Genomic DNA, 26,080 nt, shown 5'->3' on the forward strand with positions numbered 1-26,080 from the left:
GAGCACCCCCTCATGACCGACCCCCGGACCATCCGCGCGGGCGCACGGAGCATCGCCGTCCGCAAGGACCTCCGTGTCCCGATGCGCGACGGTGTGACCCTCGCGGCCGACACCTACAGCGGCGTCGACGACATCCCCCGGCCCGCGCTCGTGGCCCTGAGCCCGTACGGCAAGGAGCTCCAGGCCCTCGCTCTGACCACCCCGCCGCAGCGCCGGCCCAGCCCCATGTGGGACGGCTGCATCGAGGCCGGCGACATCGCGCGCGTCGTCGAGGAGGGGTACGTCCACGTCATCGGCGACCTGCGGGGCTCCGGAGCCTCCGAGGGCGAGCACATCGGCAACTACAACGCCGGCGGTGTCCCGCTGGGCCAGGACGCCCACGACGTCATCGAGTGGGTCGCGGCCCAGCCCTGGTGCGACGGCAACGTCGGCATGATCGGCATCTCCTACTTCGGCTCGATGCAGGTACTGGCCGCCGCCGAGCGCCCGCCGTCCCTCAAGGCGATCTTCGCCAGCGGCGGCCACTACGACTTCTACGAGACGACGTACCACGGCGGCGTCATGTGGTTCATGCCGCGTGCCGCCCGCGAGGGCCGCGGCGGCGACTCCGGCTGGGCCTTCACCGACCGGGTCAGGTCCCGCATGCTGGAGACGTACTCACCCGAGGAGATCGCGAAGCGCGTCGCCGAACGCCTGGCCGACCCGGACGTGGCCGCCTGGCCCAACCTGGTCCATGTCCTCAACTACCCCGGGAACCACGAGGCGTGGTTCGACATCGTGATGAACGAGCTCGACGGCGAGTGGTACGAGGAGCGCAACCCGATCACCCTCGCGCCGGGCATCGACATCCCGGTCTGGCTCCAGATCGACCAGGGCCGCGGCTGGACGACGGACGGCACCATCGAGCTGTACAAGGCGCTGAAGGGCCCCAAGAAGCTCGACATCGGCCCGTACCCGCCCATGCAGTCACGGCCCTTCGTCGAGGAGCACGACAAGATGTTCCGCTGGTACGCGTACTGGCTGAAGGGCATCGACAACGGGATCATGGACGAGCCGGCCGTCACCGTGCACGTCGAGGGCTCCCGGCAGTACGTCACCGGCGCCCAGTGGCCGCCGAAGGACGTCGAACACCGCGCGCTCCACCTGCGCCCCCGGCACAGGCTGTCCTTCGAGCCCGAGCCGATGGGCGCCGAGCACGCCGCCCCCGACGGCTTCTACCAGGCGCCGCTGACCGTCACCGACACGGTGCAGATCCTCAGCTGGTCCACCGAGCCGTTCACCGAGCCCACCGAGATGATCGGGCAGGGCGCGGCGCACCTGTTCGCCGAGATCGACCAGCCCGACACCAACTTCATCCTGCGCCTGTGGGACGAAGCCCCGGGCGGCAGGCGGCAGTTGGTCACGACCGCCTATCTCAAGGCGTCGCACCGCGAGCTGGACGAGGAGCGCACCACCGAGGGAGACCCGTACCACCCGCACACCCGGGCGGTGCCGGTCGAGCCGGGGAGGATCGAGGAGTACGTGCTGCGGGTCTACCCGTTCGCGGCGACCTTCCTGCCGGGTCACCGGCTGGTCGCGGAGCTGTCCAACGACGAGCCGTTGGCCGACGAGCACAACGCGCTGCTGCCGCCCGACGCCTTCCATCTGCCGGTGGGCCGTCCCGTCACCCACAAGATCTACCGGGACGCGGAGCATCCTTCCCGTCTGGTGCTGCCGTTCACGACGACGGGGGCGGGGGACGCGAGCCGGTAGCGGACAGCGCCCGGGCGGCGGGCAGTGGCCCAGGCCTTGTCTGACAAATGGCGCCGTCCGCCCGGAGGGCGGGGCGCGCGGCGTCCGGTGCGTGCGATCGCAAGGCGGAGGATCATCCTCGTACTGGGTGTACTCGGATGACTCCGACAACGCAGCGAGGGTGCGTGCCGGGCGTCGCGCGCCAGGCGGGATTTGTCAGACAAGGCCTAGTCTCCGGGGCGCCGGCGCCCCGGGCGCGGTCCGCTACCGGGGGTGCCTGCTCATCCGTAAGGAAGGCTATGGTGTTGCGCAGGAAAGAGTAAATTGTCCTTTTCTGTGGAGGGTGGCACGTTGATGGGGTGAACCGCTACTCCACCTCCCCGCGCCTCCTCGCCCTGGCGGGCACCGTCGTGCTGTGGGCCTCCGCCTTCCCTGCCATCCGGGTCGCCGTCGAAGGGCTCGGCCCGGCCGCCCTGTCCTTCCTCCGGCTCGCCGTCGCGGCGGTCGCCCTGCTGGTCATCGCCCCGTTCGCCGGCGTCCGCCTGCCCCGGAGGCGAGACCTTCCCCTCGTCGCCCTGTGCGGGCTGAGCGGGATGACCGCCTATCAGATCCTGCTCAACTGGGGGGAGGTGCACGTCGAGGCGGGCACCGCCAGCCTGCTGATCTCCGTCGCCCCGGTGTTCAGCGTCCTGCTCGCCGCCGTCTTCCTCTCCGAGCGGCTGACCCGCAACGTCGTCGCCGGAAGCGCCGTCGCCCTCGGCGGGACCGCGCTGGTCACCCTGGCCGAGGGGTTCGCCGGCTTCAGCCTCGCCTCCCTCGCCGTGCTGGCGGCCGCCCTCGTCCAGGGTGTGTACCACTTCGCCGGCAAGCCGCTGCTGCGGCACCGCAGCGGCCTGGAGCTGGCCACCTACGCCATGGTCGCGGGAACCGTCTTCGCGCTGCCGCTCCTGCCCGGGACGGTCGGGGCGGTCGCGGACGCCCCGGCCGGCGCCCTGTGGGCCGCGGTCTTCCTGGGCCTGCTGCCCTCCGCACTCGGCTTCGTCATCTGGGGCTACGCCGTCGCCCGGTCGTCCGTGGCGGCCTCCACCGGCGCCCTGTACCTGGTGCCGCCCGTGGCACTGCTGGTGTCGTTCGTCTGGCTGGGCGAGACCCCGCACCCGCTCGAACTGCTCGGCGGCGCCGTGGCCGTGGCCGGAGTGGTGCTGATCAACCGCCGCGGGGCGGCAGGCCCGGGCCCGGAGCCGGGTGCCCGCGCCGCGGAGCCGGCCGCCCGACCGGACGCGGACCGGCCCGTCCGCTTCCTCCAGCCTGCCGTGCGGCGCCCGTCCGGTGCGCCGCACGGATGATGCTCGGAGCCGACCAGACCCCGGGAAGGGAAGATCATGCTCGACGTCCGCCGTCTGAGGATCCTGCACCACCTGGCCACCTACGGGACGGTCGCCGCCACGGCCGACGTCCTCCACCTGACAGCGCCGGCGGTGTCGCAGCAGTTGTCCGTCCTGGAGCGCGAAGCCGGAGTGCCCGTCGTCGAGAAGAGCGGGCGAACCTTGCGTCTGACGCCCGCGGGGGAGCTCCTCGTGGCGCACGCGGAGGTGATCCTGGCCGACCTGGCGGCCGCGGAGTCGGACCTTCAGGCGCTCAAGGGAGGGCGCCACGGGCTGATCCGGGTGGCCGCGTTCGCCTCCGCCGCGCGGACGCTGTTTCCCGAGGTCTACCGGCTGCTCGCCGAGCAGACGGACCAGCAGGCCCGCACGCTCACCGTGCACCTGGTCGAGCAGGAGCCCGACCCCGCCATGGAGGCCTTGAAGAGACGTCAGGTCGACGTGGTCCTGGCGCACAGCTACTCCGTGCTGCCGCGCAACTTCCCCGACAACAGCCGGCAGGAGGTGCTTCTGGAGGATCCGGTCCTGCTCTGCCTGCCGGCCGCTCAGGCGCGGCGCATGGAACTCGAGCCGGGGCAGCCGGCGGACCTGACCCGGCTGGCGGGCGAGGCGTGGCTGACACCGGGACCGGAGAGCTCCTGCTACCAGATGATCCAGCGGACCTGCGGGGTCGCGGGCTTCGTCCCCGAGATCCGCGTCCGCAGCAGCGACTTCTCGGTGCTGCTGTCGCTCGTGGCGGCCGGGGCGGGCGTCGCGCTCGTCCCCCGGCTGGCGATCGGCGAACAGCAGGGCATCAGCGTGCACCCGCTCACCGCCCCGGTCACCCGTACGGTCTTCACGGTCATCCGCACCGGCACCGCCCGCAGACCGGACGTGCACACGCTGAGCGCCCTGCTGAGGCAGGCGGCCGCCACCGCCTCGACGAGGTGACCGCCCGGCGGGGGCGGCCGGCCCCGGACGGCGGCACCTCCGGCACGCGACGCCCCCTCGCCGTTCCGCGCCCGCACCCCTCGGGGTGCGGGCGCGGACGCCCCGGGCGGGGAGCCCGGTCCGTGTCGGCCGGGCGTGCGCGGGGGCGGCGGCTCAGGGCGTGCGGATCGACGCCCCCGGACCGAGGGGGAGGTCCAGGCCGTAGAAGACGCCGAGCACCGCCAGCCAGGCCACCAGGAAGGGCACGACGAACACCGCCAGCCGGGAGAGCAGCGAACCCAGTTGCGCCCCGGGTTCGTACCTCCGCAGAACCGTCAGGAGGAGGAACACGTACGGGTTGAGCGGGGTGATCATCTGGGTGGCCGAGTCGCCGATGCGGAACGCGGCCTGGGTGACCGCCGGTTCCATGCCGAGCAGCATGAACGCGGGGACGAACACGGGCGCGACCAGCGACCACAGCGCCGAGCCCGAGGTGATGAACAGGTTGAGCAGGCACACCAGCAGCACGAAGGCGAGCAGACCCAGGTATCCGGTCAGGCCGACCGACTCCAGCAGGGCCGCGCCCTCGACCGCGAGCAGCGTCCCGAGGTTGGTCCAGTCGAAGACGCCGATCACCTGGGCGATCACGAGGATCAGCACGATGTACGCGGACATCCCGGTGATCGCCTCGGCCATCATCCGGGGCACGTCCTCGAAACGGACGACTGTCTTCACGGTACGGCCGTACACGGCACCGGCCAGTAGGAACGCCACGAACAGCAGCGGTACGACGCCGCTCAGCACCGGCGAGGGCACCAGTGCGCCGCCCTCGCCGCGCAGCGGGGAGCCGGGCAGCAGCCAGCAGGTGACGACGACCGCGGCGTAGGCGAGGACCGCGAGACCCGCGCGGCGCATCCCGGTGCGCTGGAGCGGGGTGACCTCGGTGGTCACCACCGGTCCGCCGTCGTCCTCCGGAGTGGTGGGAGTGGCCGGAGTGGCCGGAGTGGCCGGCGCCTCCTCGGGCTGCGGGAGGCGGGGCTCCAGGACGCGCGAGATGAGGAAGCCGCCGATGGCGGCGAGCACGACACTGGCCGCGGCCGTGTAGAAGTAGTTGATCAGGATGTGCGTGGGGGCGTCGGCACCCTGCGGCAGCACCTGGGCGGCCTGGTGCGTGATGCCGGTGTAGAGCGCGTCCAGGGCGCCGATGGTGAACCCCGCCGCGTACCCGGCGCACACGCACGCGAAGCCGCCGATGAGGCCGGCGACCGGATTGCGCCCCGCGTTCTTGAACACCAGGGCGGCCAGCGGCGGGATCACCAGGATCGCCACGTCGCTCATCAGGTGCGCCTGCGCGGAGACGAACGCGACCAGGTACGGCAGGAGCGCGCGGGGAGCCCGTGCGATGGAGGCCCGTACGACGGTCTCCAGCAGCCCGCTCCGCTCGGCGACGCCGACGGCCGCCATCATCAGCAGGACGGTGCCCAGCGACGGGAAGCCCGTGAAGTTGGGGATGAAGTTCTCCAGGAGCCACACCACTCCGTCCCCGGTGAACACCCCCTTCACCGCGACCGTCTCGTCCTCGCCGGGGATGCGCACCGTCGCCCCGGTCGCGGCGAGGGCGGTGGACACCGCGCCCACGACGACGAACAGCCCCAGGAAGAGCAGCACCGGATGCGGCAGCCGGTTGCCGACCCGCTCGATCCCGGACATGGCCTTGTCGACGAAGCCGTGCCGCGTGCCGGCCGGCGCCTGGACGCTCATGCGCCCAGTCCGTTCTTGCGGATCTCGCCCGCCTGCGCGACGAGGACGACGTTGGCGGGGTCGGCGAGCAGCGCGATGTCGGCGAGCGGGTCGCCCTCGCACAGCACCAGGTCGGCGCGCTTGCCCGGTTCGAGGGTGCCGGTCTCGCCGTCCAGACCGAGGAGTTCGGCGGCGGTGCGGGTGCCCGCGGTGATCGCCTGGAGCGGGGTCATGCCGAGGGCGACGAGGTGCGTCAGCTCGCGCAGGTTCCGCCCGTGCGGCACCATCGCAGCGTCGGTGCCCATGGCGATCCGCACGCCCTCCGCGATCGCCGCCGAGATGTTCTCCTTGGTGATCGACGACCAGCGCACCTTCTTCTCGTAGTGGTGCGGCTCCATCGTGGCCTTGTCGATGCCGTCGAACACGGTCGAGAGGGTCGGTACGACGAAGGTGCCCCGCTCGCCTGCCAGTTCGCGCGCCCGGGCGGTCATTCCGTAGCCGTGCTCGACGCTGGTGACGCCGCCGCGGATGGCGTTGAGGATGCCCGCGGTGCCCTGGGCGTGGGCGGCGACGGGACGGCCCCCGTGACGGGCCACCTCCTCGACGACCGTGCGGATCTCCTCCTCCGTGAGGCCCTCGTCGTCGGGCTGGTCGTAGGGGCTGCTCATGCCGCCGGTGGCGCAGACCTTGATGACGTCGGCGCCCGAGCGCAGCAGCCTCCGCACCGCGAGCCGCACCTCGTCCGGGGTGTCGGCGATCTCCCCCATGCCGGAGCTGGGGTCGAAGCCGCACTCGGAGGTGAAGTCGGCGTGGCCGCCGGTGTGGCTGAGGATGCGGACGGCCGTGTGGATCCGGGGGCCCTCGGTGAGGCCCCGTTCGACGGCCGTGCGGTATCCGGCGGGAAGCCCGCCCAGGTCACGGACGGTGGTCACACCGGCGTGCAGCGTGGCGCGCAGCCGCTCGGCGGTGCGGAAGACCTCGACCGTGGAGTCCTGCTCGAAACGCCGGACCATCTGCCGCGCGGACTCCACGCCCAGATGCACATGCGTGTCGATGAAACCCGGCAGCAGGGTGCGCCCGCCGGCGTCCACGGTGCGGGCCGCCGGGCCGGCGGGCGCCCGGTCGCCGGGACCCGCGTGGACGACGAGGCCGTCGCCGCCGACGACGAGCGTGGCGTCCTCGACGGGGGCGGCGCCGGTGCCGTCGACCAGGCGGGCGCCGGTGATGACCAGGGAGAAAGGCTGTTCGTGACTCATGGGCGAACACCGTCGCGATCCGCGATGACGGATGCGTAAAATCGCAGGAAACCGTCGTCGAAACGCCTCTGGCGCAGGATTCCGGTCACCTGGCCCATGCAGCATTCGGAAACCTCCGGGGAGGCTCACGCCGGCCCCGACGAACTCGACCTGGCGCTCGTGCACGCGCTCCAGATCAACCCCCGCGCACCCTGGTCCCTGGTGGGCAAGGCCCTCGGGGTCGACCCCGTGACCGCCGCCCGCCGCTGGGACCGGCTCTCGCGCACGGGCGCCGCGTGGGTCGACGGCTACCTGGCCCTCGACCGCGACGAGGGCTCCGTCTACGCGCAAGTCGAGATCGACACCGGCGGGCACCTGCCGGAGGACGTCCTCACCGCGCTGGCCGCGGACCGGCGGATGCTGAGCCTGAAGCAGACGTCGGGCGGCCGCGACCTGCTCGCCATCGTCGGCGCCTCCTCGTTCGACGACCTCGCCCGGTACACCGGCGAGCGCGTCTCCCGGCTCCCCGGCGTCCGCGGCACCCGCATCCACGTCATCACCGCCGTCCCCGTCGAGGGCGCCCAGTGGCGGCTGCGGAGCCTCACCCCCGGCCAGCGCGCTCTGCTGCGGCCCGACCACGGCGACGCCGGCACGGCCCCGGACGAGCCCATCCGCCCGCTGGACCGCCGGATCGCCCAGGCGCTCGGCACGGACGGCCGGATGCCGCTGACGGAGCTGGCGCGGGCCACCGGGGTGAGCACCCCCACCGTGCGGCGCAGGCTCCGGGCACTGCTCTCGGGCGGACGGCTCTCCCTGCGCTGCACCCTGGCCCGCCCGCTCACCGAGTTCCCGGTCTCCGCCGTGTACTTCGGGGCCGTACCGGCCGAGAACCTGGACGCCGCCGTGCAGGCGCTGCGCACCCTGCCGGGGCTGCGCATGTGCAGCATCACCGCGGGCACCCACAACCTGATCCTGGACATCTGGGTCCGCTCGCTGACCGAGGTCCACACCACGGAGGCCCTCCTCAACAGCCGTCTCGCGCAGCTCGGCCTGCGGATCACCGAACGGGCGGTGGTGCTGCGCACCCTCAAGCACGCGGGCCGGCTCCTGGACCGGCGTGGCCACAGCGTCGGCGCGGTCCCGCTGAACTCGGCCGGTCCACAGACGACGTGACGCGAGGCGGGAACCGGCTGCCCTCTTCGTGGGCCCCGGAGCCGTGGGAGCGGGGCATGCCGCTACGCGGGCGTCGTGAGCGAGGCGGTCCGGCGGCCGAGGGCGCGCATCGCCACGGCGCCGGCGAGCGGGCCGGGAGCGAGCAGCAGGAAGGCGTGACGCCAGCCCGCGGCGTCGGCCAGCAGGGGAGTCAGCTGGATGGTGACGACGGTGAGGGCGAAGCCGATCGCGGTCTGGGCGGTGAGGGCGGTGCCGATGTACCGCTGGTCGGCGACCTCGCTGAGCGCCGTCGAGAAGACGCCGGAGTCCGCGATCACGGCCGCGCCCCACACCGTGCAGAAGGCCAGCAGGAGCGTGGGCGGGGCGTGGAACAGCAGAGGGGAGAGCAGGCAGCACGCACCGCTGACCAGGAGTGCCGCGAGGGCTGCGGGCGGACGGCCGTACCGGTCGGCGCAGCGGCCGCCGAGCAGGCAGCCGATCACGCCGCCGATTCCCATGGTGAGGAACACGGCGGTCCCGACCGGGACGGGCAGTTCGTCGGCGCGCCCGGTGGCCAGGAGGAAGGCGGGGATCCAGGTCCACAGGGCGTACAGCTCCCACATGTGCCCGAAGTAGCCGAGGTTGGCGAGGCGCGGCCCGCGTTCGGTGAACATGGTGAGCGCATAGCGCGGGTTGCGGACGGGCGCGGCCGGTGCCGCGTGCGGGCCGGGCCGGACGAGGAGCAGGGCGATCACCGCAGCGAGGAAGCCCGCGCCCGCCGCCGTGAGGAGGACACCGCGCCAGGGCAGGGAGCCCAGCCCGGCGATGAGGTGGGGGAGGGTGGAGCCGAGGGTCAGCGCGGCGATGAGGACGCCCATGGTCAGGCCCCGCCCGGCACGCCCCGCCCAGGAGGCCATGAGCTTCATGCCCACGGGATAGACCGCGGCCAGGAAGACCCCGGTCAGCAGGCGCAGCGGGACGGCCAGGGAGACCCGGTCGACGGACACGGCCAGCAGCACGGTGCAGGCGGCGGCCCCCGAGGCGCCGGCGGCGAGCAGACGCGGTGCGGGGACCCGGTCCGCCAGGTTCAGGGCGGTCGAGGCGAGTGCTCCGGCGACGAAACCGAACTGCACGGAGGCGGTCAGCCACACGGCCCCGCCGTCCGTCAGCCCCCACTCGTCGCGCAGGCCGGGGACCACGGCCGACATGGAGAACCACACGGCCAGGCCGAGCACCTGCACGGCCGCGATCGCGCTCCGCTGCAGTCCGACGTTCACCAGGGGTCCCCCTGCTCCGAGATGTCCGGTGGGCACGCACACGGTAGGCGACGGCCGGTCCCGGCCGGGAAGGCGGGGACCGGCCGTCGCTCTCGCCGCCCGGACGTTCCGTCGTCACCCTCGTCGTCGTCGTCGCCGCCGTTGCCGTCGCCGTCACCGTCTCCTCGCGCGCCGCGCCGCGCCGCGCCCCGCCCCTGCGCCGCCGTGCCGGGTCCGGCGCGGCGATCCGCCACCACGGCGACGACGGTCCCGCGGGACCTGGTCGCGGCCCCGGCGCCCGCGCCGTTAGCTTGTCGGCATGACGGAGCTTGCCGTGACCGGCCGGGCGGACGGTCCGATCACCCTGGACGCCGCGGACGCGCTGTGGGCCGCGCTGACCGCCGGCGGTGACGTCCCGACCGTTTCCGGGGCGGTCACCCGGCCGCCCGCGTCCGCCCGGACCGGGTACGTCCTGCTCGGGAGCCGGGTGGTGACGACGGTCGCGGTGGGCGGCGGGCGGTGGGGCGTCCCGGAGCGGGAGGTGCGGCTGGCGGCCGCTGAACTGAACGCGGTGGGGATGGACCGGCGGGACCTGGTCCGTGTCGGTCCGTTCCGTGAGGCGCCGGAGCCGGAGCGCGACGGTGGGACGGCGCTGCGCTGGCGGCGGCGCGTCGCGGAGGAGCTGCGTGAGCGGGGCGGGCCCCGGCACGGGGCCGAGCGGCCCTGCCATCTGGCGGGGGTCGACTGGCGGCAGGTGCTCGTGGAGCGCACCCGTGACGGGGCCCGGACGTGGTGGCTGCCACGCACGGTCGTGAGGCTGCTCGACGCGGCCGAGCACGCCGAGACGGGGTGGCTGCGAGCCGCGCGGCCCGGCGGGGCGGGAGCAGCCGCTGCCGGGCAGCCCTCCGCCGCCCGGAGCACCGCCCGTAGCACCGCACAGATCCCCGCACCGGCCCCCGCCCCGTCCCCCGGAGAGGCCGGGGACCGGCGGGCGGCCCCCGAGGCGCCCACCGCCCCACCGCGCCCCTACGGCAGGGAGTTCGAGGGCCGGCCGTACTCGGTGCTCAGCAGGAAGCCCGGCATCTCCCGGCAGGTCGCCGAGTGGCTGTGCGCCGTCTGCCGGGAGGCGCCCGCCACCGTCCTCGACCACTGCCACGAGCACGGCTACGTCCGCGCCCCCGTCTGCCAGTCCTGCAACACCCGGGAGCGCCCCGACCATCTGTACGCCGACGACGTCCGCGTGGCGAACCGCTACACGCGCCTCTTCGGGACCGGCGCCGGCGACTGGCTCCGCCACTGGCACCGCTGCACCGGCTGCCGCGCACGCACCGTGCTGCCGTTGCCGCACCTCGCCGCGTGGACCGCGTTCATAGCCTGCCGGTCACTGCGCCCGACCCACCGGGCCGCGCGCGGACGCGAGCCCTGCGGAGACCTGCGGGTGTCCTGGACGGGCAGTCAGAACACGCCCCGCACCTGCCTGTTCACCGTCGCCGTCGACTTCTGCCCCGCCGGGGAACACCGTGTGCTGGCGCGGGTGCCGTACCGCGAGGCCGCCGAGCGGTTCCGCGGCTGGCTGGCCGAGACCGCCCCGGCCGTCGCCGCCGCGGCAGGCCCCGACCGGGTGGACGGCCTCCCCGAACGGCCCCGGCCGGTCGTCGCGGACCCCGGCGGCGAGGGCCTGGGACTGTTCTGAGCCGGAGACCTCCCGCGTACGGGCAGGGCCCGGACCGCTGTGGTGCGGTCCGGGCCCTGCCCCGTGCGGTGCCGGCCTGCCGGCGGTGGTGCGTCAGCTCTCCGCGGCGTCGTCGCCCGCCTGCTCGGCGGCCTCGGCCGCGCGTGCCTTCTCGCGCATCTTCCGCACCAGCTCGGCCTTCTGGTCGGCCGCGTTCCGGCGGTCGAGGTTGCGGTGCGGACCGTTGTTCTGCCGTTCGGCGCGGGACTGCCTCTTGCGCTGGCCGCCGCCCTGGCCCACGGGGTTGTTGATGTTCTTGCTGTCGGTCACGGGTTCTCCCGGCAGGGGTGTGAAGTGGACTGCGGATCCCCGGTGGGGGAGGGGACGGGCGGCGTAGCCGGGGCCGTCACGCCCTCCCGTCGCCGGTCGGCGTGCGGAGGACGTACGGCCATGACGTTACCCCGTCGCGCCGGCTGGGCGCGCCGGCCCGTCAGCAGCCCGATGGGAAGGTGCGGGCCGCCCCGGCCGGGGCGCGGTGGCGGTGCGGGGCGCACCGGCGACGGGTCCGGATCACCCGCCTCACGACGGGGGCTCACCGCCGTGGCTTCCGCGGCCGGACGGTTGCGCGCCCGGCGCCGCCGTGTGGTCGGAGCGGGGTCTCAGCAGATAGGTGTCCATGATCCAGCCGTGCGCGGCCCGTGCCTTCGCGCGTGCCCGCCGGATGTCGTCGGCCACCTCTCCCAGCGGCCCGGCGATCAGGATCTCGTCGGGGGTGCCGATGTAGGCGCCCCAGTGGATCCAGGTCCCGTCGGCGTCGAAGTGCTGGAAGGACTCGTGCGCGTCGAGCATCACGACGATGTCGCTGTCCTCGTTGCCGACGGATTCGAGCGTCCCCAGGAGCCGTCGTCCCGGCGTGATGTGCAGGGGCCTGCCGACCCGGTTGAGGCTGATGCGATGGCGCGCCGCGAGTGCGGAGACACTGCTGATCCCCGGGATCACCTCGTAGCTGAACGCCACGTTCCCACGGGCCGTGATGTCCTCCAGGACGGCCAGGGTGCTGTCGTACAGCGAGGGGTCGCCCCACACGAGGAATGCTCCGCGTTCACCGGGCGCCAGCTCGTCGAGGATCAGCCGCTCGCAGACGTCGGCGCGCCGCCTGCGCCAGTCGTGGACTGCCTGCGTGTAGGCGGACGGCCGGTCCTGGGAGCGGTCGCGCCACGGGTCGTCCGCTTCGACGACGCGAAAGGGACCGGTGACGTGCTCGTCCAGCATGTCCCGCCGGAGCCGGACGAGGGAGTCCTTCTCGCGGCCCTTGTCGAGGATGAAGAAGACGTCGGTCGCGCGGAGGGCCTTCACAGCCCCGAGGGTCAGGTGGTCGGGGTCGCCGGATCCGATGCCGATGACCGCGAGGTGCCGGGTCCTGCCGTCCAATGTCGTGGTGCTCCTTGACCGTGTCGTCCGAGTGCTGTGGATCGTGGGTGGGCATAGGGGTTCTCTCCGAATCTGACCGCTTGCGCGGTGTCCGCGGGTCCGCGGCGACGGGCGCCTCGGGACACGGAAGTGTGGGGCTCACCGTCCTCGGTGTCCTCCTGCGCCCTCCCGGGGCCTGCCGGCGACACGGGCCGCGCGATGCAGGAGTTCGGGTGCGGAGGCGAGCAGCACGGCGAGAGGACGGCCGGGGCGGCCGGCCGGGTGCGCGGGCCCGGGCCGCCCGTCGGCGTCGAGAGCGGCGACGACCGCGGCGAGGAGAGCGGCCGTGTCCCGCAGCACGTCGCGCACCGCGCGCAACCGGGCTCCGAGCGCGCCCACCTGACGGTGCGTGGCCAGGAGGCGGGCGTAGTCGTCAGGGGTGAGGGCCACCATGGGTTTCCCGTCGACCGTGATGCACCGGGCGTTCCGCTTCGCCACCTGAGACCTCTCGTCGCCCTGGCGGCGGCCCGGCCGTCGGTGCGCCGCCGGCTCCTTCTCCGGTCGTGGTCGGCCGGGCCGGACGCCGACGCGTCCGGCCCGGCACGTGACGCGTCAGCCGTTGTCGGAGCTCAGTTCGCTCCTGACCTCACGCGCCGCGGCGACGAGGTTCTCCAGCGAGGCGCGGGTCTCGGTCCAGCCGCGGGTCTTGAGTCCGCAGTCGGGGTTGACCCAGAGCCGCTCGGCGGGGATGGCCTCCAGGCCCTTGCGCAGCAGTGAGGCGGCCTCCGCGGTGCTCGGGACGCGCGGCGAGTGGATGTCCCAGACACCGGGACCGGCCTCACGCGGGTAGCCGTGCTCGGCGAGTTCGCCCGCCACCTGCATGTGCGAGCGGGCGGCTTCCAGGCTGATGACGTCGGCGTCGAGGTCGTCGATGGCCTGGACGATGTCGCCGAACTCGGCGTAGCACATGTGGGTGTGGATCTGGGTGCCGGGCCGGACGCCGCTGGTGGAGAGGCGGAACGACTCCGTCGCCCAGTCGAGGTAGGCGGTGTGGTCGGCGGCGCGCAGCGGGAGGGTCTCCCTCAGGGCGGGTTCGTCGACCTGGATCACCGAGGTGCCGGCGGCTTCCAGGTCGTTCACCTCGTCGCGCAGGGCGAGGGCGACCTGCCGGGCGGTGTCGCCGAGCGGCTGGTCGTCGCGGACGAAGGACCAGGCGAGCATGGTGACAGGACCGGTGAGCATGCCCTTGACCGGCTTGGCCGTCTGCGCCTGGGCGTACGTGGTCCAGCGCACCGTCATGGGCTCGGGGCGGGAGATGTCGCCGGCCAGGATCGGCGGCCGGACGTAGCGGGTGCCGTAGGACTGGACCCAGCCGTGCTGTGTGGCGAAGTAGCCGGTGAGCTGCTCCGCGAAGTACTGGACCATGTCGTTGCGCTCGGGCTCGCCGTGGACCAGGACGTCGACGCCGGTCTTCTCCTGGAAGGAGAGGACCTCGCGGATCTCGTCCTTGATCCGCTCCTCGTAGCCCGCCGTGTCGATGCGTCCGGCGCGCAGGTCGGCGCGGGCGACGCGGAGTTCGTCGGTCTGCGGGAAGGAGCCGATCGTGGTGGTCGGCAGCAGGGGCAGGCCGAGGTGGGCGCGCTGGGCCGCGGCCCGCTCGGAGTAGGGCTGGGAGCGGCGGCCGTCCGCGTCGGTGACCGCCGCCGCGCGGGAGCGGACGGCCGGGTCGCGGGTGATGGGGGAGTCGGCGCGGGCGGCCAGGTCGGCTCGGTTGGCGGCGAGTTCGGCGGTGATCGCCTCGGTGCCGCGGGCCAGCCCCTTCGCGAGGGTGACGACCTCGGCGGTCTTCTGCCGCGCGAAGGCGAGCCAGCGCCGGACCTCCGGGTCGATGTCCTGCTCGGCGCTCGCGTCGAGCGGGACGTGCTGGAGCGAGCAGGAGGCGGCCACGTCGACGCGGTCGGCGAGACCGAGCAGGGTGCCGAGAGTCGCCAGGGACTTCTGGTGGTCGTTGATCCAGATGTTGCGGCCGTTCACGACACCCGCGACGAGCCGCTTGCCCGGCAGACCGCCGACCCACGCGAGATCGTCGAGGTTGGCGGCGGCGGAGTCGGTGAAGTCGAGGGCGAGGCCGTCCACGGGGGAGGCGGCGAGCACCTGGAGCGCGGCGCCGAGCCGGTCGAAGTAGGAGGCGACGAGCAGCTTGGGCCGGTCGGCCGGGTTGCCGAGGTCGCGGTAGGCACGGGCGGCGGCGTTCAGTTCGGCCGGGGTGCGGTCCTGGACGAGCGCCGGCTCGTCGAGCTGGACCCATTCGGCGCCGGCCGCGCGCAGGTCGGCGAGGACCTCGGCGTAGACGGGGAGAAGCCGGTCGAGGAGGGTGAGCGGGTCGAAGTCGGCGGCGACACCGGGAGCGGGCTTGGCGAGGAGGAGGTACGTGACGGGGCCGACGAGTACCGGACGGGCGGTCAGGCCGAGGGCGAGGGCTTCCTTCAGCTCGGCGACCTGCTTGGTGGAGTCGGCGGTGAAGACGGTGTCCGGGCCGAGTTCGGGGACCAGGTAGTGGTAGTTGGTGTCGAACCACTTGGTCATCTCCAGCGGAGCGACGTCCTGCGTGCCGCGGGCCATGGCGAAGTAGCCGTCGAGCGCGTCGGCCTCGACCGCGGCGCGGTGGCGTGCGGGGACAGCGCCGACCATGACACTGGTGTCCAGGACGTGGTCGTAGTACGAGAAGTCACCGGTCGGCACCTCGCTGATGCCGGCGTCGGCCAGCTGCTGCCAGTTCGTCCGGCGCAGTTCGGCGGTGGTGGCCCGGAGGGCGTCGGCGGTGACGCGGCCCTTCCAGTAGCCCTCGATGGCCTTCTTCAGTTCGCGGTTCCGACCCTGGCGGGGGTAGCCGTACACGGTGGCTCGTGCTGCCGCGGCTGCGGGCTTCGCTGTCACGGAACTCTCCTTCGCGAGATGTGTCCAGTACGTCCCGGACGACGAGACGCGGACGCGAAGGGAGAACGTCAGAACGCGCGGACCCCGCACGGGAGAACACCGTGCGTGCCGTTCGCTTGTACGCCGACCCGCCCACGAGGTCACCGGGATGTCCGCACGCGGAATGAGTCCGCGTACGGCAACGGGCAGGTCTTCGGACTCGCGGGCACGTCCACCGGATCCACCGGATGACACCTACTGGCCGTCGCTTCCCAGGACCTTGTCCGGTCCCAGTGCGTATGACGGCGGTCGTTCCCACTCACCGCTGCGGGGCAGTCCCGGATTCCCACCGGGTTCCCTCTTACGACGCATCCCGCCTGGCGGACGGGGCGAACCTGTTGCCCGGCCAGACTAGGGTGCGGGTCGCTCGGCGGCGAGCCCTTGCCCACTATATGGACCAGTTAATGAGACGAACGGGTGATCGGGGGGTGCGGCCCCGGGGCGCGGGCTGCCTCCGGGGCGGCCGCGCCCCCGGACGTTCCCGGTGCCTCCTTCTCCTGCCGGGCACCGTCTTCGCCGGCGCCTGCCGTGCCGGGGGCTCCCGCGGTCCCGTGGCCGCTGCCGGAGGCGCGGCTGGACGCGGTCCGTGTACGCGGGGGCGGTGTACGCGGTGTTCGATGGACGGGACGCATGCGTTGCGGGTGCCCGGCGGCCCGCGGCCCGGTGCAGAGCGTGCCGACCGGCGTGCCGGGCGCCAACGGCGTTGTGGACCTGACCTGTTCGTCTGCGCGCCCGCCCCGCGCCCCTGCCCGAGCGCCGCAGGATCCGTATCCTGACGGCGGCTCCCCCTCGACCGTCCGTCCCGCACTCGGAGGCGTCCCCCGTTGACCACGGACCTGAGTTCCGTCACCGGCGTCCGGCAGAGCCTGGCCGTCGTCCTGCCCATCCGGTTGACCGGTCGCGCCGACTGGCCGACAGGGCCGATACCGTTCGAGCTCGGCACCCGCCGCACCGACGCCGCCACCCGGGAGACGTACTTCACCCCTGCCGCGGCCCGGGCTCTCTACGGCACCCCGGAACGCCCCTGCCGCTGGCACCGGTTCACGGACGTGCGGCACGGGCAGCTGCACCTGCGGGGCATCGAGGTGCTGCGCACCGCCACGGCCCGCAATCCGGACCACGGCCTCGCCGTACTGCACTGCGACGTCGAGGGCCCGGGCCTGCTGGAGACCCTGCGCGCCATCGGACACCGCGGCGCGGCAGCTCCCGATCCTCTGGACGGACCCCTGGCCCCCGTCACCCTTCTCGACGGGATCGCCGCACCGCGCAGCTCCTCCGCGCCGTTCGCGATCGCCCGCCCCTACACGGTCGCCTTCCTCACCCCGGACGCACGGCACGGCTCCGCGCTCCGGGAGGACGGCCGGCTGCCGGAGTCGGCCGACCGCTGGCTCTGGTACCTCGCGTCACGGTCCACGGATGCCGACTTCCCCACCCCGCTCGAACAGTGGCCCGAGCGGACGGGGCACGCGCTGCGCATATCCGCCGACTGGAGCGCCCTGGTGCTGCGCCACGGCGCCGCCTTCCTCGGGCACCGCGCCGATCCGGGCGAAGGCGACTTCTACGGGTTCGCGCAGCTCCACTGCCGCACCGTCTACCTGGACGCACTGCTGCTCGGCAGCGTCCAGCGCGACCACATCGACGAGTTGACCGACTCGCTCTCCGGAGTCTTCGACGGTCCGAAGCTCGCCAGGCGGGTGTCCGCACTCGAACGGCACATCGCCATGTTCCGCAGCACCTACTGGCGCCAGCACCTCACCGCCCACGGACCGGCCAACGAACTGCTGCTGGGCTTCCAGGCCCAGTACCGCCTGGCGGAGCGCTTCGACGAGATCCTCGCCGAAGCGGCCGACTACGCCCGGCTGGTGCAGACCCAGGAGAGTCAGCAGATCGCCGGCGCCCTCGGCGTCCTCACCATCCTCGGCCTCCCCGTCGCGACGGCCCTGAGCATCCTCCAGGTGCTGGGCGCCAAGGGAGGCGCGGCCGTTGTGGGTGCCCTCGTCGCCGCCCTCGCCGCCACGGCCCTGGTCCTCACCACCACCCGCTACGGCCGTCTCGTGCTCTCCTCGCTGCGCGGAAGGGGACCGGGAGGCGGCGGATGACTCCTCAGGTCCGCGCGGCGGCGGGAACCGCGTCCGGATTCCGCCTGTTCCGGCGGTGATCTTGCTGTTAGCTTGCTCTCCGCGGACCTGGGACAAGAGGATGCGGGACACGGGGTGACGGTCAACGAGGGGGAGCCGCTCCGGCTGTACAGAAAGGCTCTGAGGTACGCGGAGTCGGACCCGGAGGTCTTCCTCGGAGCGGCGAGGCGAGCGGCGGAGTCGATCCTGTTGGACATTGCACTGCGGGAGGCCGTCGGCTCGAAACCGACCCTCGAATACCTGCTGACCGCACTCTCGGCCAAGAACCTGGTGCCTCCCAAGGTCGCCCTCGCCGTGCGCACCATCCAGAACTACGGCAACTACGGCAGCCACGCACAGGACGCGTCCACCGAGGAGATCTCCGCCGACGACGTCCAGCCGTGCCTGACGGCCCTGACCCAGCTCGCCGCCTGGTACGGGCAGACGAGCGCGTCGCTCGCCGAGGACGCCGTCCGGCATGATCTGCTCGGTCACCAGCGCCGTACGGGGACGACCCGCCTCGCCGACTCGACCCTCATCGTGGTGAAGGCGGTCCTGCTCGGCTGCGGCCTGGAGGCGGCCCTGGCACGGCGGAACCACCGTGTGGCGCCGGTGCAGCTTCCGTGGTCCGACCATCTGGTCCGTGATGTGTCCACCAGGCTCCTCGACCTGGCCGTCTACAACGAACAGCGCGTCGACCGGCTGCTGCAGGCGGAACGGGACGTCCACGAGCAGGTGGTGACCGTCGGCAGGGTCGGTCACTCGATGGGCGGCCGCAACTTCTATCTGCTCGCCGCGCGCGGCGGACGGTGGGACGGCGCGACGGCGCAGGAGTTCCTCGCAGACCCTGCCGGAGCCCAGATCGCGGTACCCAAGCAGAGCGACATGTTCGGCAACCTGCTCTCGGCGCTGTCGACGGACGAGGCCGGTCTCGCGGACCGAGGGGTGACCGTCCTCGACGTACCGCACCACCTCGGGCTGGAGCTGTTCCACCTGAACCGGGATGTGCTCGCGGTGGGCGGGCAGAACCTGCGCATGCACGCCCAGGAGCACGACGGGTACTTCGAACTGCTCAACTCCGACATGCTGCCGCCCCCGATCCGGGCACGGCTGCGGTCAGCGGCGGCCAACGTGCTCATCGCGAACCGGTCTTGGCTGGCTGAACTGGATCTGCATCCGGCGGACCTGCACCGGGAGCTGATGCGGTCGTTCCACGAGTGCGGATCGGACGACGAGACGTACGAGGGCATCGTCCGCGACCTGGTGACCCATGCCTCGTTCCCGCCGGAGACGCTCGCCGAGAGCCGGGAACGGCTGGTGCGGCACGTACTGTTCGAGAGCTACCGGTGGGGCCGGCCGTGACCGGGACGAAACGCGTGATCGTCGTGGGCGGTGTGAACTTCGACGTCATCGCCCAGGCCGGCCGGCTGCCCGCGGAGCACGAGAAGCTGCGCGGCGAGCAGTGCTGCGTACTGCCCGGAGGCGCCGCGTCGAACACCGCCGTGGGGCTGGTGCGGCAAGGCTGCTCCGTCAGGCTGGTGTCAGCCGTGGGCGACGACACCGCGGGGGCCATGTGCCTCGACGTGCTCGACGGGAGCGGTGTCGACACCTCCCTGGTGCGCGTGCAGGCCGGAGCCCGGACGAGCATGGCCGTCGTCGTCTCGTCCGGTGGTGCGAAACGGATGCTCACGTTCGCGGGTGCGGACCGTGGTCTCGCCTTCGACGCCCTCACGGAGGAGGACCTGCGCGCGGCGGATCACCTCCATGTCGTCGGGGAGCCGACTCCCGCCCTGGCGCGCGTCGTCCACCTCGCCCACCGGGCGGGCCGGACCGTGTCCGTCGAGTGGAACGGCCGGGACATGAGTCCGCTCGCCCGAGGCGCCGCGCTCAGCTTCATGAACGCCGACGAGGCGGCGCGCCTTCCGCAGTCCCGCGGCGCGTCCACGACCGACGAGACGGCACGGCGCATCGCCGGGCTGGTCTCGGGTGATGTCATAGTGACGCGAGGCGCAGAGGGCGCTGTGTGGGCCACCGCCGGCGGGGAACTGTTCCATGAACCCACCGTGCCGGTGGAACCCCTGGACAGGACGGGGGGCGGCGACGCGTTCGATGCCGGTGTCATCGCGGGCTGGCTGGCCGGCGAGGAACCCGGGGCGTGCATGCGGCGCGGTCTGGACGCGGCCCTCCATGTGATCAAGAAATTGGGAGCTCACCCGTGACGAAATGGCTCGGTGTCGCCCTTCTTCCGCGTGCGGACCATCTGCGTGCTGCCATCCGCCTTCAGGCGGACGTCGGCGGCGACGTGGCCCTGCAGCCGCCGCTGCACCCGGACGGCAATCTGCCCCATGTCACCGTGTTCCAGGGCCCGTTCGCGGACTCACTCGATCCGCAGGTCGCGCTGGGACTGATCGGTGCGGCGGCCGCCGACGACGGCCTGCGAGGTGACGTGTCCCTCGCCGGTACGGGCGTGGTCTACCAGCCCACCGGGTGGCTCTTCCTCGCCCTGGAGAGGCCGCCGCTGCTGGAGCGACTGCAGGCGGCCTCCCTCTCCGTGCTGGACGAGCACCTGGACCGGAGTTCGTTCGACGGGGACAAGGACGTGTCGCGCTTCACGGCCGCCGAGCGCGCCAGCTACGCGCGGTACGGCTATCGGTACACGGGTGACGCCTACGCCCCGCACATCACCCTGGGCCGCGCCGAGGAGGAGACCGCGCTGGAGCTGGTGCGCACCGCGCCGGACCGGGTGTCCGTCCCGAAGGACTGGGTCTTCGACCGGCTCAGCTTCTACGTCATGGGTGAACACGGCGCCCATGCCCAGACGCTGCTGGAACGGCCGCTGGGCCGCGGGTGAACGGCTCGCGAGATCTCGTTGTCCTGCGGGAGGCGGCGGAGGCGACCGTCGACGAGGCCGTCGCGTGGCTGGCCTCGGCGGGCCGGGAATGGTCGGCCACCCGTCTCAAGGACGGCGGCGAGGAGGTCACGGCGGCCGACGTGGAGGTCGAGTCACGGGTGACAAGAGCACTGGCCGCCCGCACGCCGGGGGTGCCGGTCGTCGGCGAGGAGTCGTCGGCACCGGGTGCGCCGCTGCCGGAACGCTGCTGGGTGCTGGACCCGATCGACGGCACGATGAACTTCGCACGGGGCGCGCCCCTGTACGCCGTGTCGCTGGCCTATGTCCGGGACGGCGTGCCGCTCGTGGGCGTGGTCGGCGCCCCGGCCCTCGGGCGCCGGTGGACGGCTCCCTCCGCCGGCCCGCAGGACGCCCGCCGGGTGGCCGGCGCCCCGGGCCGCGCGGTCGTGGGAGTCTCCGGCACCGGTGCGGGGGCGTCGCCCGGCAGCAGTACGAGGCGCTTCCTCGACCGGGTCCACGACGAGGCCCACCGCGTCCGCATGCAGGGCTCGATGGCCATGGACCTGGTGGGCGTGGCGGACGGCTGGCTGGACGCCTGTGTGTGCGTCGCACCCAAGCCGTGGGACGTCGCGGCCGGGGTGGCGCTGTGCCGCGACCGGGGACGGGAGGCGCTCGGGGCGGACGGCATGCCCTTCACCTTCGACTCGCCGCTTCTGGCGGCGGGCGCGCCGGAAGTGGCCCGGCGGCTCGTGGAGCTGTGGGCAGACTGAGCAACGGCGCGCGACGGGTGCGGCAGAGGGAGGCCGGAGAATGCGCCGTCCCCGCAGCCGTCCGGGTGATGCGGTGGCACGTGCGGTTCGCGGGAGCGGTGTCCGGCACTCGTCGCGGTCCGTGTACGCGGCGGCGGCGTACGCGGTGTTCGATGGACGGTACGCATCGCGTGGCGTGACGATGAACCGGAGCGGCCGGCGGTTCGGCGGCACGGGCACGGGAGGTGGCCGCAGGTGGCCTACGAGCACACGGGTGGTGTCGGGGACGGTGTCGCGGGACCCACACAGGGGTCCGGGGGGCAGCCGGAGGTCTCGGACAGTCTGCGCACCTTCGGTGCGGTCGTCCAGGCGCTGCGCGAGCACGCGGGCCTGAGCCGCGAGGAGTTCGGCAGCCTGATCAGCTACTCGAAGCACACCGTCGCTTCGGTCGAACTGGGCCGGCGGATGCCGGACACCGACTTCGTGGAGCGCGCGGAACCGCATCTCGGCAACACGGGAGCGCTGCGCAGGGCCGCTCCCCACCTGTCACGGCAGGCCGGGCTGGCCAGTTGGTTCCGGCAGTGGGCGCGGCTGGAGGCGCAGGCGGTGACGCTGTGGACGTACGAGTGCCGGGTCGTGCCCGGTCTGCTCCAGACGGAGGCGTACGCGCGGGCGGTGACCGACAGTGTGCCACCGGTCAAGGACGAGCAGCAGGTCGCCGAACAGGTCGCGGCCAGGCTGGAACGTCAGCGGCTTTTCGACCGCAGGCCGCCGATCGCCTTCAGCTTCATCGTCGAACAGGCTCTCGTCGAGCGGGGCACGGGCGGTCCAGCGGTGACGCGGGGAGTGCTCGACGGCCTCCTGGAGCGCTCGTCGCAGTTCAACGTCGAGGTGCAGATCATGCCGCGGCACCAGCCCGACCACGCGGGCTTCGACGGGCCGTTGATGCTCCAGGAGTCCGTGAGCAACAAGTGGTCCGGCTATGCGGAAGGCCAGCGCGGCGGGATGCTGATCATGGACCCGAAGGAGGTCAGCATCATGCTCCAGCGGTATGCGAGACTGCGCTCGCAGGCCCTCACCCCCGAGGACTCCAGGCGCCTGCTGAAGCAACTGCGAGGAGCGCTATGAGCAGCACCGACGAACGGGTCTGGTTCAAGAGCAGCTACAGCGGTTCCGACGGTGACGCGTGTGTCGAGGTCGCCCGGGGCGCGCGGGCGGTCCACGTCCGGGACTCAAAGGACCGGCAGAGCCCCGAACTCGCGCTGTCCGCCGCCTCGTGGGCCGACTTCGTCGCCTACGCAGCGCGGGGCTGACCCGGACCCGGTACTCCCGCGGCGGCCCGCACGGGATCTGCCGCGCCCCGCGTGGTGGCGGTCGGCGGCCTCAGCCGGTGGGGCCGCTCACCGCTGGAGGCCGTTCACCCGGTACTGCGTCACCCGGTAGTCCTGGGCGCCGTACCACTGGCTGACGGTCAGGTGGAGGTCGTCGAAGGTCGAGCCGGGGACGACGAAGCCCCCGTACGGGCTCGCCACCGCGTTGCCCGTCTCCTGCCCGGGGACGGTGGGGACGATCATGGTCTGTTCCGGTGCGGTGAAGAGGTTCGAGGTCGGCAGGGCGAAGATCTGGGCCCGGATGTCCAGCGGGCTCATGTTGAGCCAGCTGAGCACGTACCTGCCGCCCATCGCGCGGAAGCAGATCTCGCCCCACCGGCGGGCGCGCGTGACCGAGGTCGGCGGGTTGCCCCAGGCCCAGCGGCCGCCCGCCCAACCCCAGGGCTGATAGGCCGCGGGGTCTCCGAGCGCGTGCTGGGGCACCCGGTGGAGCAGCAGGCCGGAGACGGTCTCCCGGTTGAAGGCGGTCGACAGGACGTAGCACCAGCCGTCGTCCGCGACCGCGTAGGTCTTCTGCTGGAACTGCCCGCCGTGGATGTTGCCCGGCCACTGGCAGAGGTAGTGCCATGTCGCGCCGTTGTCGTCCGACCGCCAGAAGTCGGTGTGGTGGGTCCGGTGGATCACACCGCGCATCAGGTGCATGTACATCGTCGGCCCGACCGTGAACACGTCGGAGGGGAGGGCGGTCGTGCCGCCCGTGTGGCCCTCCGGGACCAGGCCGACGGCGCGTGAGCCCCCCACGGCGCTGTCGACGAGGAGCGCCCCGGGCGCCGCGTTCGACGAGCGCAGCCCCACGGGCGAGCGCCAGTCGGGGCCGCCCACTCCGCCGCCGTCGAAGGTGTCGCCGCAGACCAGGAGCACCGACCCGTCGGGGCAGCGCGCCGGGATGCCCAGGTCGGTCCACGGCGCGGCGAACCGGCCGGTCTGCGCGGGTCCGGTGAGGTCGCGCACCTTCGTGCCGGTGACGCCGGTGATGCCGGTGGTGCGGACAGTGCCGGCAGTGCTGGCGGTGCCGGTGGCGCGCGGAGCTGCGCTCGCGCCGGGGACGGCGAGACCCGGGACCGCCGCCGAGAGCCCGCCGGCCGTGACGGTGCGCAGCAGGGCCCGGCGGCTCGGGCCGGTGCCGGTGCCGGTGGGGGACGGGGCGGACCCGTTCCCGTGGTGGGCGGGGCGGCGCGGCGGCGGTTGCTGCATGACGGGCTCCCGGTGCGTGGACGACGACGGCGGGTGAGCGGTCAGGCCTTGCGGAGACGGGCGACGATCCCGTCCAGGTCGCGGCGGAACAGGTCGGTGCGGACGAAGTGACCGCCCGGCACCTCGTGCCACTCGTGCGGTATCCCCGCCGCGCCGAGCACACCCCGGAACTCCCGCTGCCCCGCGAGGACCTGTGTCTCGTTGACGGTGTCGAACCAGTTGACCGGGTCCGGGCTGGTGCCCGCGACCAGGAACACCCGCTTGTGCCGGTAACTCTCCACGCGCTGCACCGGGTTGTCGGCGCTCACCCGCGCCTCGTCCCACAGCGGGGCGCCGTAGACCGTCGCCCCGCCCAGCTCGACCGCGGCCGAGGAGAGGTTGGCCCAGTGGGTGACGAGCCCGCCGTCGCGGCGCAGGCTGGCCGGACCGGAGTGGGAGCTGACCGAGGCGAAGTGGCCGTAGTACTTGGCGGCGTACTTCAGCGCGCCGAAGCCGCCCATCGAGAAGCCGGAGACGGCCCGGCCGTCGTACTCCGCGTAGGTGCGGAAGTTGGCGTCGATCCACGGCAGCAGCTGGGCGATGTGGAAGGTCTCCCAGTCGCGGGGGCCGACGTTGGAGCCGACCGGGTTGGAGTACCAGCCCGCGTGGCCCCCGTCCGGCATCACGACGATGAGCGGCTTGCCCGCCGTCCAGGCGCGGATGCCCATCCGGTCGAAGGTGATGAAGTCCTGGTCGGTGCCGCCTCCGTGGAACAGGTACAGCACCGGGTACCGGCGGCCCGACGTGTGGTAGCCGTCCGGGAGCAGCACGTTGACGCCCGGGTTCCAGCCGATGGCGGAGGTGGCGAAGCGGTAGTAGCGCATCCGGGGATCGGCCTCGCCCCGGTCCACGATGCGCAGTCCGTGCCCGTCGCCGACGGCGTGGGCGGCGCCGGCCGAGGCCAGGACGCCTCCGGTGCCGAGGGCGCTCGCCGCGGTGAGCCCGGCCGCGGCCCTCATGACGTTCCTGCGGGTGGGGTGGTGGGTGCTCAACGTGACCTCCGTGGACGGGACGGGCGGGGTGACCGGATGCCGGCCGGGCGGCGTGGGCGGCGGTGACCGGCCGCCTGCGCGCGGGCGCTCTCGCGGGCGGGGCCCGCGGGACGGCGCCCCGGCTGCCAGCCTGTGGGTCCCGCGGAGTGGGGTGCAAGCCGCGTAAGCCCAGGCTTACGGGCCGGCGGGGACGGCCGGTCCGGCGCCGGAGTCCGGGCCCTCGGCCGCGAGGAGACCGCGTCCCTCGGCCGTCGCGAAGTGGAACGCCCGCCCCGCCGTGCGGACGGTGGTGACGAGGCCCGCGTCGCGCAGCACGTTCATGTGCTGGCTCACCGCGGGGTGCGTCACCCGGAGCATCCGGGCGGCCTCCACGGTGGAGCAGCCGTTGCGGGCGGCCCGCAGCAGTTCGGCGCGGGTCCGGCCGAGGAGGAGGCCGAGACGGTCCTGCGCCGGCGGCCGTGCCGACGGCGAGGCCCAGTCGTCGGTGTGGTGGATCGGGTGGACGAGAACGGGGGGCAGCGCCCCGTCCGCCAGGGTGGTAGGGGCGGGCCAGCAGAAGAAGGACGGCTGGAGCACGAGCCCCCGTCCGCCGAGGCGCAGCTGCTGACCGGCGGGGCAGGCGACCTCCAGGACGGGCGGGCGCCAGCGGGCGTGGGGGCGCAGACTCGCGAGCAGCGCCTCGGTGCCGCCGTCCATCAGGCTCTTCAGCCGGTGGGCCCGGTCCGCCTCGACAGCGCTGCGGACGTGCCGCCAGTGCGGGACGAGGACGTCCTCCTGGTAGGAGTGGATGGCGTCCCCCAGGTGTGCCAGGGCCTCCGTGTCCCCCTGCGCGAGCGCACGGGTCCAGTCCGGCAGCCGCCTGGACCGTGCGAGCAGCGTCAGCTCCGTGCGCAGCCGGCCGAGCGGCGTCGCGAGCAGGGCGTCCACGGCGGCCTGGAGGGTGTCGTGGTCCCCGGCGGTCGGGGTGAGGAAGTCGGGGGAGTAGCCGTGCGGCGGCAGCAGCGCGGAGAGCAGCCGCCGGCTCTCCGGCAGCCTCGACCGCACCCACCGGCGCCAGTCGCCGAAGACCCTTTCCCCGTCGCGCCGTTGCAGCGTCTGCACGCTGTTGGTGATCTCCCACAGGAAGTCCGGGCCCTTGGCGACCCGGACGCGCGTCATGTCCTCGGGCGTGAAGTGGATCCGCAGCATGGGCGCTCCAGCGGGAGACGGGGGCTGTGGGCGGGCCGGTGGGGCCCGCGGGTGTCCGCGGCCCGTCGGCGGAGCCCGCGGCGGCCGCCCGTCGAC

At 73.3% G+C, this 26,080-nt stretch carries 22 protein-coding genes and 1 riboswitch; of the genes, 12 read left to right on the forward strand and 10 right to left on the reverse strand.

Annotated elements, in window-relative coordinates; translation table 11 throughout:
* Window positions 1-12: 12 nt before the first annotated feature.
* From IAG43_RS24385 to IAG43_RS24395, 3 genes are all read left to right on the forward strand, one after another.
* Window positions 13-1,752 carry a CocE/NonD family hydrolase gene (locus IAG43_RS24385; protein WP_187742826.1) on the forward strand — a complete coding sequence of 580 codons (1,740 nt, stop codon included), beginning with the start codon at window positions 13-15 and terminating at the stop codon, window positions 1,750-1,752.
* A gap of 338 nt (window positions 1,753-2,090) precedes the next feature.
* Window positions 2,091-3,077 carry a DMT family transporter gene (locus tag IAG43_RS24390; protein WP_187742827.1) on the forward strand — a complete coding sequence of 329 codons (987 nt, stop codon included), beginning with the start codon at window positions 2,091-2,093 and terminating at the stop codon, window positions 3,075-3,077.
* 36 nt (window positions 3,078-3,113) lie between these two features.
* Window positions 3,114-4,043 (forward strand): LysR substrate-binding domain-containing protein, encoded by a 930-nt coding sequence (locus IAG43_RS24395; RefSeq protein ID WP_187742828.1) that lies wholly within the window; start codon window positions 3,114-3,116, stop codon window positions 4,041-4,043.
* 153 nt (window positions 4,044-4,196) lie between these two features.
* Here the strand turns inward: IAG43_RS24395 and IAG43_RS24400 are convergent, their stop codons facing one another.
* Both IAG43_RS24400 and IAG43_RS24405 read right to left on the reverse strand, forming a co-directional pair.
* Complete coding sequence (locus IAG43_RS24400) at window positions 4,197-5,783, reverse strand: AbgT family transporter (protein WP_187742829.1); 1,587 nt, start codon at window positions 5,781-5,783, stop codon at window positions 4,197-4,199.
* Window positions 5,780-7,018, reverse strand: a complete 1,239-nt coding sequence (locus IAG43_RS24405; RefSeq protein WP_187742830.1) for a metal-dependent hydrolase family protein — start codon at window positions 7,016-7,018, stop codon at window positions 5,780-5,782. The genes IAG43_RS24400 and IAG43_RS24405 overlap by 4 nt, the downstream gene beginning before the upstream one ends.
* Window positions 7,019-7,114: 96 nt before the next feature.
* Between IAG43_RS24405 and IAG43_RS24410 the strand changes: the two genes are divergently transcribed.
* Entirely contained in the window at window positions 7,115-8,170 is a 1,056-nt protein-coding gene (locus tag IAG43_RS24410) for an Lrp/AsnC family transcriptional regulator (protein ID WP_187742831.1), read from the forward strand.
* A 62-nt stretch (window positions 8,171-8,232) separates the two neighbouring features.
* On the opposite strand, the gene IAG43_RS24415 is transcribed toward IAG43_RS24410, so the two are convergent.
* The gene (locus IAG43_RS24415; RefSeq protein ID WP_187742832.1) at window positions 8,233-9,426 is read right to left on the reverse strand and encodes an MFS transporter; all 1,194 of its coding nucleotides are present in this window, start codon (window positions 9,424-9,426) and stop codon (window positions 8,233-8,235) included.
* Between the two features lie 298 nt (window positions 9,427-9,724).
* Here IAG43_RS24415 and IAG43_RS24420 point away from each other — a divergent pair, with 298 nt between their 5' ends.
* The gene (locus IAG43_RS24420) at window positions 9,725-11,098 is read left to right on the forward strand and encodes an endonuclease domain-containing protein (RefSeq protein WP_187742833.1); all 1,374 of its coding nucleotides are present in this window, start codon (window positions 9,725-9,727) and stop codon (window positions 11,096-11,098) included.
* Window positions 11,099-11,191: 93 nt separating this feature from the next.
* On the opposite strand, the gene IAG43_RS24425 is transcribed toward IAG43_RS24420, so the two are convergent.
* The 4 genes from IAG43_RS24425 to metE all read right to left on the reverse strand — a co-directional run bounded on the left by IAG43_RS24425 (window position 11,192) and on the right by metE (window position 15,424).
* Window positions 11,192-11,407: a DUF6243 family protein gene (locus tag IAG43_RS24425; RefSeq protein WP_187742834.1), complete on the reverse strand. Its 216-nt coding sequence runs from the start codon at window positions 11,405-11,407 to the stop codon at window positions 11,192-11,194.
* A gap of 249 nt (window positions 11,408-11,656) precedes the next feature.
* Window positions 11,657-12,508 (reverse strand): precorrin-6A synthase (deacetylating), encoded by an 852-nt coding sequence (gene cobF / locus IAG43_RS24430; RefSeq protein ID WP_187742835.1) that lies wholly within the window; start codon window positions 12,506-12,508, stop codon window positions 11,657-11,659.
* A gap of 138 nt (window positions 12,509-12,646) precedes the next feature.
* Window positions 12,647-12,985, reverse strand: coding sequence for a hypothetical protein (locus IAG43_RS24435; RefSeq protein ID WP_187742836.1), 339 nt, complete (start codon window positions 12,983-12,985; stop codon window positions 12,647-12,649).
* A gap of 114 nt (window positions 12,986-13,099) precedes the next feature.
* On the reverse strand, window positions 13,100-15,424 hold the full coding sequence (gene metE / locus IAG43_RS24440; RefSeq protein ID WP_187742837.1) for a 5-methyltetrahydropteroyltriglutamate--homocysteine S-methyltransferase: 2,325 nt from the start codon (window positions 15,422-15,424) through the stop codon (window positions 13,100-13,102).
* Window positions 15,425-15,591: 167 nt separating this feature from the next.
* Window positions 15,592-15,817: riboswitch (cobalamin riboswitch) on the reverse strand.
* A gap of 470 nt (window positions 15,818-16,287) precedes the next feature.
* Between metE and IAG43_RS24445 the strand changes: the two genes are divergently transcribed.
* The 7 genes from IAG43_RS24445 to IAG43_RS24475 all read left to right on the forward strand — a co-directional run bounded on the left by IAG43_RS24445 (window position 16,288) and on the right by IAG43_RS24475 (window position 22,493).
* Complete coding sequence (locus IAG43_RS24445) at window positions 16,288-17,562, forward strand: hypothetical protein (RefSeq protein ID WP_187742838.1); 1,275 nt, start codon at window positions 16,288-16,290, stop codon at window positions 17,560-17,562.
* 114 nt (window positions 17,563-17,676) lie between these two features.
* Window positions 17,677-18,942 carry a DUF4145 domain-containing protein gene (locus IAG43_RS24450; RefSeq protein ID WP_187742839.1) on the forward strand — a complete coding sequence of 422 codons (1,266 nt, stop codon included), beginning with the start codon at window positions 17,677-17,679 and terminating at the stop codon, window positions 18,940-18,942.
* Window positions 18,939-19,799: a carbohydrate kinase family protein gene (locus tag IAG43_RS24455; RefSeq protein WP_246574527.1), complete on the forward strand. Its 861-nt coding sequence runs from the start codon at window positions 18,939-18,941 to the stop codon at window positions 19,797-19,799. Before IAG43_RS24450 ends, IAG43_RS24455 begins: the two co-directional genes overlap by 4 nt.
* Window positions 19,796-20,431 carry a 2'-5' RNA ligase family protein gene (locus tag IAG43_RS24460; protein WP_187742840.1) on the forward strand — a complete coding sequence of 212 codons (636 nt, stop codon included), beginning with the start codon at window positions 19,796-19,798 and terminating at the stop codon, window positions 20,429-20,431. The genes IAG43_RS24455 and IAG43_RS24460 overlap by 4 nt, the downstream gene beginning before the upstream one ends.
* Complete coding sequence (locus IAG43_RS24465; protein ID WP_187742841.1) at window positions 20,428-21,201, forward strand: inositol monophosphatase family protein; 774 nt, start codon at window positions 20,428-20,430, stop codon at window positions 21,199-21,201. The genes IAG43_RS24460 and IAG43_RS24465 overlap by 4 nt, the downstream gene beginning before the upstream one ends.
* 234 nt (window positions 21,202-21,435) lie before the next feature.
* A complete protein-coding gene (locus tag IAG43_RS24470) occupies window positions 21,436-22,308 on the forward strand; it encodes a helix-turn-helix domain-containing protein (protein ID WP_187742842.1) in 873 nt (290 codons plus the stop codon).
* Window positions 22,305-22,493: a DUF397 domain-containing protein gene (locus IAG43_RS24475; RefSeq protein ID WP_187742843.1), complete on the forward strand. Its 189-nt coding sequence runs from the start codon at window positions 22,305-22,307 to the stop codon at window positions 22,491-22,493. Before IAG43_RS24470 ends, IAG43_RS24475 begins: the two co-directional genes overlap by 4 nt.
* A gap of 87 nt (window positions 22,494-22,580) precedes the next feature.
* Here the strand turns inward: IAG43_RS24475 and IAG43_RS24480 are convergent, their stop codons facing one another.
* From IAG43_RS24480 to IAG43_RS24490, 3 genes are all read right to left on the reverse strand, one after another.
* Entirely contained in the window at window positions 22,581-23,765 is a 1,185-nt protein-coding gene (locus IAG43_RS24480) for a DUF4185 domain-containing protein (RefSeq protein ID WP_187742844.1), read from the reverse strand.
* Between the two features lie 41 nt (window positions 23,766-23,806).
* Window positions 23,807-24,796 carry an alpha/beta hydrolase gene (locus IAG43_RS24485; protein ID WP_187742845.1) on the reverse strand — a complete coding sequence of 330 codons (990 nt, stop codon included), beginning with the start codon at window positions 24,794-24,796 and terminating at the stop codon, window positions 23,807-23,809.
* A gap of 174 nt (window positions 24,797-24,970) precedes the next feature.
* On the reverse strand, window positions 24,971-25,984 hold the full coding sequence (locus IAG43_RS24490) for a winged helix-turn-helix domain-containing protein (protein ID WP_187742846.1): 1,014 nt from the start codon (window positions 25,982-25,984) through the stop codon (window positions 24,971-24,973).
* Between the last annotated feature and the right edge of the window lie 96 nt (window positions 25,985-26,080).

Origin of the sequence: Streptomyces genisteinicus (assembly GCF_014489615.1) — a bacterium.
In the GTDB taxonomy this organism is placed as follows: domain Bacteria; phylum Actinomycetota; class Actinomycetes; order Streptomycetales; family Streptomycetaceae; genus Streptomyces; species Streptomyces genisteinicus.

Bases quoted from the DNA above. Each gene is read 5' to 3' on its own strand.
- IAG43_RS24420 (WP_187742833.1), top strand. From the start codon at position 9,725: ATGACGGAGCTTGCCGTGACCGGCCGGGCGGACGGTCCGATCACCCTG.
- IAG43_RS24405 (WP_187742830.1), bottom strand. From the start codon at position 7,018: ATGAGTCACGAACAGCCTTTCTCCCTGGTCATCACCGGCGCCCGCCTG.
- IAG43_RS24385 (WP_187742826.1), top strand. From the start codon at position 13: ATGACCGACCCCCGGACCATCCGCGCGGGCGCACGGAGCATCGCCGTC.
- IAG43_RS24490 (WP_187742846.1), bottom strand. From the start codon at position 25,984: ATGCTGCGGATCCACTTCACGCCCGAGGACATGACGCGCGTCCGGGTC.
- IAG43_RS24475 (WP_187742843.1), top strand. From the start codon at position 22,305: ATGAGCAGCACCGACGAACGGGTCTGGTTCAAGAGCAGCTACAGCGGT.
- IAG43_RS24395 (WP_187742828.1), top strand. From the start codon at position 3,114: ATGCTCGACGTCCGCCGTCTGAGGATCCTGCACCACCTGGCCACCTAC.
- IAG43_RS24480 (WP_187742844.1), bottom strand. From the start codon at position 23,765: ATGCAGCAACCGCCGCCGCGCCGCCCCGCCCACCACGGGAACGGGTCC.
- IAG43_RS24400 (WP_187742829.1), bottom strand. From the start codon at position 5,783: ATGAGCGTCCAGGCGCCGGCCGGCACGCGGCACGGCTTCGTCGACAAG.
- IAG43_RS24410 (WP_187742831.1), top strand. From the start codon at position 7,115: ATGCAGCATTCGGAAACCTCCGGGGAGGCTCACGCCGGCCCCGACGAA.